This window comes from bacterium, assembly GCA_021158245.1.
GTDB lineage: Bacteria > Zhuqueibacterota > QNDG01 > QNDG01 > QNDG01 > QNDG01.
The window spans coordinates 1-7673 of sequence record JAGGVB010000096.1 but is presented as its reverse complement, the minus strand read 5'-3'; the positions used below and the strand labels follow the sequence as shown (position 1 = coordinate 7673).

7 protein-coding genes and 1 pseudogene are annotated in these 7673 nt (G+C 40.0%); all 8 read left to right on the top strand.

Translation table 11 applies throughout. The features are described 5' to 3' along the window. The first annotated feature begins 228 nt into the window (after window positions 1–228). A pseudogene (locus J7K93_05845) lies at window positions 229–483 on the top strand (cell filamentation protein Fic). Between the two features lie 526 nt (window positions 484–1009). Then, entirely contained in the window at window positions 1010–1918 is a 909-nt protein-coding gene (lipA, locus tag J7K93_05840; protein ID MCD6116515.1) for a lipoyl synthase, read from the top strand. Then, window positions 1911–3440 carry a long-chain fatty acid--CoA ligase gene (locus J7K93_05835; protein ID MCD6116514.1) on the top strand — a complete coding sequence of 510 codons (1530 nt, stop codon included), beginning with the start codon at window positions 1911–1913 and terminating at the stop codon, window positions 3438–3440. The genes lipA and J7K93_05835 overlap by 8 nt, the downstream gene beginning before the upstream one ends. 29 nt (window positions 3441–3469) lie before the next feature. After that, entirely contained in the window at window positions 3470–5557 is a 2088-nt protein-coding gene (fusA, locus tag J7K93_05830; GenBank protein ID MCD6116513.1) for an elongation factor G, read from the top strand. A gap of 41 nt (window positions 5558–5598) precedes the next feature. Beyond that, complete coding sequence (locus tag J7K93_05825; protein MCD6116512.1) at window positions 5599–6084, top strand: HIT domain-containing protein; 486 nt, start codon at window positions 5599–5601, stop codon at window positions 6082–6084. An 18-nt stretch (window positions 6085–6102) separates the two neighbouring features. Next, window positions 6103–6702, top strand: coding sequence for a peptidylprolyl isomerase (locus tag J7K93_05820; protein ID MCD6116511.1), 600 nt, complete (start codon window positions 6103–6105; stop codon window positions 6700–6702). A gap of 10 nt (window positions 6703–6712) precedes the next feature. Next, window positions 6713–7333 carry a peptidyl-prolyl cis-trans isomerase gene (locus J7K93_05815; protein MCD6116510.1) on the top strand — a complete coding sequence of 207 codons (621 nt, stop codon included), beginning with the start codon at window positions 6713–6715 and terminating at the stop codon, window positions 7331–7333. 92 nt (window positions 7334–7425) lie between these two features. Then, the coding region (locus tag J7K93_05810) for a response regulator (GenBank protein MCD6116509.1) at window positions 7426–7673 on the top strand (248 nt) is incomplete at its 3' end.

Genomic DNA, 7673 nt, shown 5'->3' with positions numbered 1-7673 from the left:
GGCCATTATAAGTGATACAATATTGGTTTATGAGCCGTATAACACTTTGCAGCATGGGACGCAAACGAATGTTTTATTCTAAATCGCTTATTTATGCTTTGGACGGCTTTCGCCGTCCATTTTAATCAGTTCAGTTCGGACAGAAACCGGTTCCAGTAAAATGTAATTTTCTTTGTGGACAAAACCGTTTGTCACGCCTTTTGTGCCAAAAAAAGGAATAATAAAAATATGAGTAAGGAAAAAATATCCATACGTTTTTTTGACGACCGGGAAGTACGTGCTGTTTGGGACGAAAAGAACTCCAAGTGGTGGTTTTCGGTGTTGGATATTGTTGCTGTGCTTACCGACCAAAACGACTATACTAAAACCCGCAACTATTGGAAATACCTTAAAGCCAAGTTGAAGAAAGAAAACAGCCAAGTGGTTAGTGCTACTACCCAGTTGAAATTCATTGCACCTGACGGCAAAAAGCGTCTATCCGAATAGTGACTTGAGACAAAGAACTGTCCATTTATACCTGACATAAAAATTAAAATTAATAAAGAAAAGAAACGGTTCAGGACGTTCCCTGCAGCAATATAATAAGACTAATAAACTAAAATGTTAATAATACTGGTATTTAAAAAAAGCGTTTAAATAAAAAATATCCGAATACTTCCAAATAGGACACGGAAGAACCAAAAAAATCAATAATTTTATCGTATTAAAAGTATTTTCCCAGTCATAATATTGTTACTTGCCCGCAACCTGTATAGATATGCTCTTTCCGGAAAACCTCAGAGATTTACTGCTATTAGTTAGATACTTGAGGCAGTGAATATTAGAAGATATTCCGAATGCTATGATGAGAAAAAAATAAATTGGGAATTGGGGATAGAACAGCGAGATGCACGAAATTTTTGTGAAAATTGCAGAAGAATCGTAAATATTGTATTATTGCCGCATTTTAATTGTAGTAAAAACAAAATTTTCTTGATTATCATCAAAACTTTTATTAAAATAAAATCTTATGGATAATAATCAAATTAAAGCAGAAATAAAAAACAGGCCTAATCGCCTGCCTGTCTGGTTAAAAAGGAAGAAGGTGGAAAGCGAGAAGGTAATTGCCCTTAAGAGGTTAATTAAATCCAAGGGGCTTCATACTGTATGCCAGTCTGCAGGCTGTCCCAATATCAGTGAATGTTTCCAGAAACCTACTGCAACTTTCATGATAATGGGAGAAGTGTGTACAAGAAACTGCAGGTTTTGCGGTGTGGCAGGAGGAACACCTGCTCCTCTTGATGAATCAGAGCCGGCTCATGTTGCAGAAGCTGTTAAAAGCATGGGATTAAAACATGTTGTAATTACTTCTGTTACAAGGGATGATCTCGAAGACGGGGGAGCACGACATTTTTACAGAACTATATCCGAGATAAGAAAACAACTGCCTGATGCCACAGTAGAAGCATTAATCCCGGATTTAAAAGGGAATATTGATGATTTGAAAACAGTAATTTCTGCAGGGCTGGATATCCTTAACCATAATGTGGAAACTGTACCGCGGCTCTATCCCGAAGTGCGGCCCCAGGCTGATTTCAGAAGGTCGTTGCAGGTTTTGGAAAATGCAAAAAATGTTATGCCCGGAATTAAAGTTAAATCCGGGCTGATGCTTGGACTTGGCGAGACAGAGAATGAACTGATTGAAGTGTTCAAATCTCTCTCTGATGCAGGATGCGATATCCTTACTATGGGTCAGTATATTGCCCCTTCCAGGCTTCATTATCCTGTTGTGGAATATGTTACTCCTGAAAAATTCGAGGAGTATGGAAGACTTGCAAAGGAAAACGGAATTGCATGGGTTTCTTCAGGGCCATTTGTAAGAAGCTCTTATAATGCAGAAGAATTAATGCAAAAAATCAGGGAATCGGAACGTGTATAATTTATATAAATTACTTGAGGATGCAGCGGAACAGCATCCGGATAATTCTGCAATTATTTTTCTCGATAAGCGCATAACATATCAAAAAGTTAAAGATAATGCAGACCGTCTTGCAGCGGGATTTCTGTCTTTGGGATTTCAGAGGGGCGACGGGGTTGGTGTAATGCTGCCCAACGGCCCTCATTTTGTTTTTGTATATTTTGCTTTCCTGAAAATAGGTGTTACCATAATCCCAATATCAATTCATTATAAGGCGGAAGAGATTCATCACAGAATAGAGGATTCCGAATCAAAAGGAATCGTCTACTGGCAGGGCTACAGGCACAGAGTACATGAAGGTGTGGAAGGGCTTGAGCAGTGTAGTAAATTTATTGTACTTGGCGAACAGGTTGAATCGGGAGAAATAGAACTTACATACCTTACGGAGAAGAATAAACCCATTGAAGAAACAGTAGACGTTGATCCTGATGAAAATGCTTTAATTGTTTATACTGCAGGTACTACAGGCCGGCCGAAAGGGGCCTGCCTTACGCATAAAAACATACTTTCCAATATTAATGCCGTACACCAGGCTGTTCCTGTAAGCAGCAATGATACAGGAATATGCGTGCTTCCGCTTTCACACCCTCTCGGGCATTCATTTATTATGGGATCGTTTTTTAAAGCAGGGGCTTCCCTTGTACTTATGACGAGTTTTGACGCACATTCGGTTATCAGTACAATTTTAAGAGAAAAAGCAACATATTTTTTCGGTGTGCCTTTTATGTTCAGGGAAATGGCGGATTTACCTGTTGAAGCCGGTGAAGATATATCCTCATTAAAATACTGTATTTCGAGCGGTGATTCGCTTTCCAGGGAAGTGATTGATAAATTCGAAGGCCGTTTTAATACTATAATTCTGGAAGCTTACGGCCTTACCGAAGCTTCTCCAATAGTATCAATAAATGATCCGAGGGGAGAACTCAATGCAGGTTCTGTCGGGCTGCCGCTGCCTGGTGTTGAAATGAGAATAGTTGACGAGGATGATCAGGAGGTTTTCCCCGGAGAAGTAGGAGAGATAATAGTTCGGGGCCCTAATGTGATGAAGGGTTACCTGAATAAACCGAAAGCTACGGAAGAGGTGCTGAGGGACGGGTGGCTCAGAACAGGAGATTTTGCCAAACTTGATGAGAACGGGTACGGATTTATTGTTGTAAGAAAAAAAAGTGTAATTGTCAAAAGCGGCTTTAATGTATACCCGCGGGAAGTTGAGAAATTTCTGCAGGGGCATTCCAAGATAAAAGAGATCGTAATAATAGGCCTTCCTGACCCAAAACACGGTGAAGATATCCATGCATGTATCGTGCTGCAGGATGGGAAAACAGCAGATGAAAAAGAAATTATTAATTACAGTCTGGAGAGAATGGCTGCTTACAAATGCCCCAGATCAGTACATTTCTTTTCATCACTCCCCAAAGGGCCTACAGGGCGTATATTAAGAGATCAGGTAAAAAAGAATCTTCTTAACAAGATAGATGAATAGTTGAACAGCATTAAAAAAGGAGGTACTCAGTGAAGGAATTCTCTGTTGATAAAATCCGTAATATTGCATTAGCAGGCCATGGAGGAGTTGGCAAAACCTCTTTTGCAGAGGCTTTAGTCTATACAATGGGCGAGACCAACAGACTTGGAACGATTGATGAGGGGACAACAATATCAGATTATCATCCTGATGAAATTGAAAGAAAGATTTCAATAAGCTCTTCTGTCCTTCACGGAGAACACAAAGGGTGCAGAGTAAATATTATAGACACACCGGGGTATTCGGATTTTTTAGGCGATACAAAGGGTACATTAAGTGTTGCTGATTTTGCAGTTGTTGTATTGTCCTCTGTAGAAGGAATAGAAGTCGGAACAGAACAGGTTATCAGTTTTGCCGATGAGTATGGAATTCCCCGCTGTTTTGTTGTTAACAGGATTGACAATGAGCATTCTGATTTTGATAAAGTATTTGCATCTATAAAAGAGAGAAACGGTAACGGCGCTGTTGCATTCCAGTTTCCTGTAAATCAGGGCGAGGGATTTAATAAAATTGTTGATGTTATCAGGATGAAGCTGCTGACATTCGAAGAAAGCAGCGGAAAGGTAACTGAATCGGATCTGCCGGATGATTTGAAATCAAAGGCTGAAGAGATGAGAAGCCAGGCAGTGGAAGCTGCTGCTGAAAGTGATGATGAACTTCTTGAGATATATTTTGAGCAGGGCGATCTTAATGATGAACAACTTCAAAAAGGTATAAGAGCGGGCATATTAAATAAAAAAATTATGCCGGTTTTGTGCAGTGCTGCTGCAAAAAATATTGGAGGATACAGCTTTCTTGATTTCCTCGCAGCATACGGCCCTGCGCCGTCTGATTTTACTGCAAGAGAAGGTACTGTCCCGGGGAAAGATGAAAAAATTGAACGTAAGATATCTGCTGAAGAACCTTTCAGCGCATTTGTTTTTAAGACTATTTCCGAAGCGCACGTTGGAGAGCTGTCTTTAATAAAAGTATTTTCAGGATCTATTCGTTCAGGCGATGAAGTCTATAATTCGATAAATCAAAAAAGTGAAAAGATCGGCCAGATATATCTTTTAAACGGCAAAAAGAGAGTGGAAGCAGGAGTACTTTCTGCCGGAGATATAGGAGCATTGGTCAAATTAAAATATACTTCTACAAGCGATACACTTTCAGATCCCAAAAACCCCATAGTTTATCCTCAAATAAAGTTTCCCGAACCAGTAATCAGTGTTGCTATTGATCCGAAGAGCAGGGGAGATGAGGATAAAATCTCCAATGGGCTTCATGTGCTTCATGATGAAGACCCGAGCTTTTCTGTTGTTCAGGATGCAGAACTGAAACAGACTATCATTTCCGGACAGGGTGACCTTCATCTGAAAGTGATTATAAATGCTTTGAAAGAGAGGTTTGGAGTTGAAGTTGATGAGAAACGTCCCAAAATTCCGTATCGCGAAACCATTACAGCTAAAGCTGACGATAAGTACCGCCATAAGAAGCAGACTGGCGGTGCAGGGCAGTTTGCAGAGGTATGGATGAAGATTGAGCCGCTTGAGTCAGGTAAGGGATTTGAATTTGCAAATATTGTCAAAGGCGGTGCAATCTCTGCTGTATTTATTCCTGCTGTTGAAAAAGGTGTGCGGGATGTTTTGACAAACGGCCCTATTGCAGGCTACAAAGTTGTTGATGTAAAAGCAATTGTTTATGACGGAAAAGAGCATCCGGTAGATTCAAAAGAGATAGCTTTCCAGTCTGCAGGAAGAGAGGTTTTCAAAGCATGTATGCTTAAGGCAAAGCCCATTCTTCTTGAGCCGATCTATAATGTAGAAGTAAAAGTTCCTGAAGATTATATGGGCGACGTTATGGGTGATCTCTCCGGCCGCAGGGGAAAAATCAGCGGAATGGACAGCGAAGGGCATTTCCAGATCGTACGTGCAAAAGTACCGCTTGCAGAACTTGACAGGTACGCTACGACTCTCAGGTCCATAACATCAGGACGGGGTCTTTTCAAACGTTCTTTCTCTCATTATGAACCTGTACCGAAAGATCAGGAGAAAAAGATAATTGAAGGCGCAAAAGCTGCAAAAGAGAGCGAAGAATAAAAAAATAAATTTTTTTTAATTCCTTTACAGGGGATGTGCTGATGGATATTTTATGGGCTCCGTGGCGTATGGAGTATATTGAAAATGTTAATGAGGATAACGGATGTATATTCTGTACAAAGCCAGGAGAAGATAAAGACAGAGAAAATTTGATAGTTTTCAGGGGAAAAACCTGTTTTGTAATTATGAACAGATTCCCCTATAATAACGGCCATCTCCTGATTGTCCCGTATAAGCACACAAGTACAATTCAGGAACTTGACGATGAGGAAAAACTCGAGCTTTTTCAGGTTATTGACAAATGCTGCCAGGTACTGAAAGATGTAATGAATCCTCAGGGATTTAACATAGGCATGAATCTTGGCAGGCCTGCAGGAGCAGGAATTGCAGATCATGTGCATTTCCATGTAGTACCGAGATGGAATGGGGATACAAATTTTATGCCCGTTACAGGCGGCACAAAGATCATTTCAGAAGGCCTGGAAAAGACGTGGGAAAAATTATACAAAGCAATGAATGATAAATAAAATTATAGAGGAGATGTTATGAAGGATTTTAGAAAAATATTAGTATATGCTGCTTTGATTGCTATTTTTACATCTGCTTCCAATTCTCTGTCAGCGGACAATCCCAGGGTTTTGCTGAAAACAAACAAAGGCGATATCATGCTTGAACTTTTCAGGGATAAAGCGCCTGTTTCTGTTGATAATTTTATTAAATATGTTAAAGCCGGTTTTTATGATGGTGTGATTTTTCACAGAATTATAAAAAATTTTATGATCCAGGGCGGCGGTTTTGATAAAAATTTCAAACGCAAAACAACACGTCCGCCGATTCAGAACGAAGCTGCAAACGGGCTGCAGAATAAGCGCGGCACTATTGCCTATGCACGGACTTCTGTAATAAACAGCGCGACATCACAATTTTTTATTAATCATGCTGATAACGCATTTCTTAATCATAAAGGTGATACTCCGCTGGATTTCGGCTATGCAGTATTCGGCAAGGTAATAAAAGGAATGGATGTTGTTGATAAAATTGCCAATGTAAAAACACATACATACAAAGGCATGAATGATGTTCCTGTAAAAGAGGTGGTAATTTTAAAGGCTGAGGTTACTGTCCCTGAAAATGTTAAAAAATAAGAGGAAAAAAATGTTAAGGAATTCAATTGTATTAGGGCTTATAGCTTCGGTTCTATCCGTGATTATTGCTGCGTGCAGTTCTTCATCTGTTAATAAAAAACCGCCTCTAACCGTGATTTTTCAGACTACTGTGGGGGATATTGAAATTAAACTTTTTCCGGGAGATGCACCTGTCTCTGTAAACAATTTTCTTTCATACGTACGTTCAGGCTTTTACAATGGGACTGTATTTCACAGAGTTATTGACGGATTTATGATTCAGGGCGGCGGTTTTGATGCAAATCTTAACAGAAAGCCGGTTAACAGCCCTATTCAGAATGAAGCGGATAATGGTTTAAAGAATTACCGCGGTACAGTAGCTTATGCGCGTACCGGAGAAGTGAACAGCGCGACATCTCAATTTTTTATCAATTTGGTGGACAACCATCCGCTTGATTATAAAAACAGCAGTGCTTCGGGATATGGGTATTGCGTTTTCGGTGAAGTTGTTAAGGGTATGGGTGTTGTTGACAAGATTGCCAAAGCAAAGACCGGAATCAGGAACGGCATGCAGGATGTACCGCTGGCTCCGATTGTTATTCTTTCCAGCCGTGTGATCGGTGATGAATCCTCTTCAGGAAAAGGGGAATAAAACAGGAGTAAGAATACCCGTGCTCTTTAAATTCTGTTTCTTTCTATTAATGTTTCTGCTTAATAAGTGCAGACAGAAGGGAGGTTTCAGTTTTGGCATATATACTTGTAATGGAAGATGAACGCATAATCCAGACAATTATAAGACGCTACCTTGAAAGAGAAGGCCATGAAGTTGTAATTGCAGGTGACGGAGAAGAGGGAATCAAATTGTACAATGAGAGGCCCGCTGACCTTGTCTTAACTGATATCATTATGCCGAAAAAAGAGGGGATAGAAACTATTCGGGATTTAAAAAAGATATCTCCTGATGTAAAAATTATTGCCATGTCAGGCGGCGG

Coding starts and splice junctions, on each gene's coding strand:
- J7K93_05820 (MCD6116511.1), top strand. CDS start 6,103: ATGAAGGATTTTAGAAAAATATTAGTATATGCTGCTTTGATTGCTATT.
- J7K93_05815 (MCD6116510.1), top strand. CDS start 6,713: ATGTTAAGGAATTCAATTGTATTAGGGCTTATAGCTTCGGTTCTATCC.
- J7K93_05825 (MCD6116512.1), top strand. CDS start 5,599: ATGGATATTTTATGGGCTCCGTGGCGTATGGAGTATATTGAAAATGTT.
- lipA (MCD6116515.1), top strand. CDS start 1,010: ATGGATAATAATCAAATTAAAGCAGAAATAAAAAACAGGCCTAATCGC.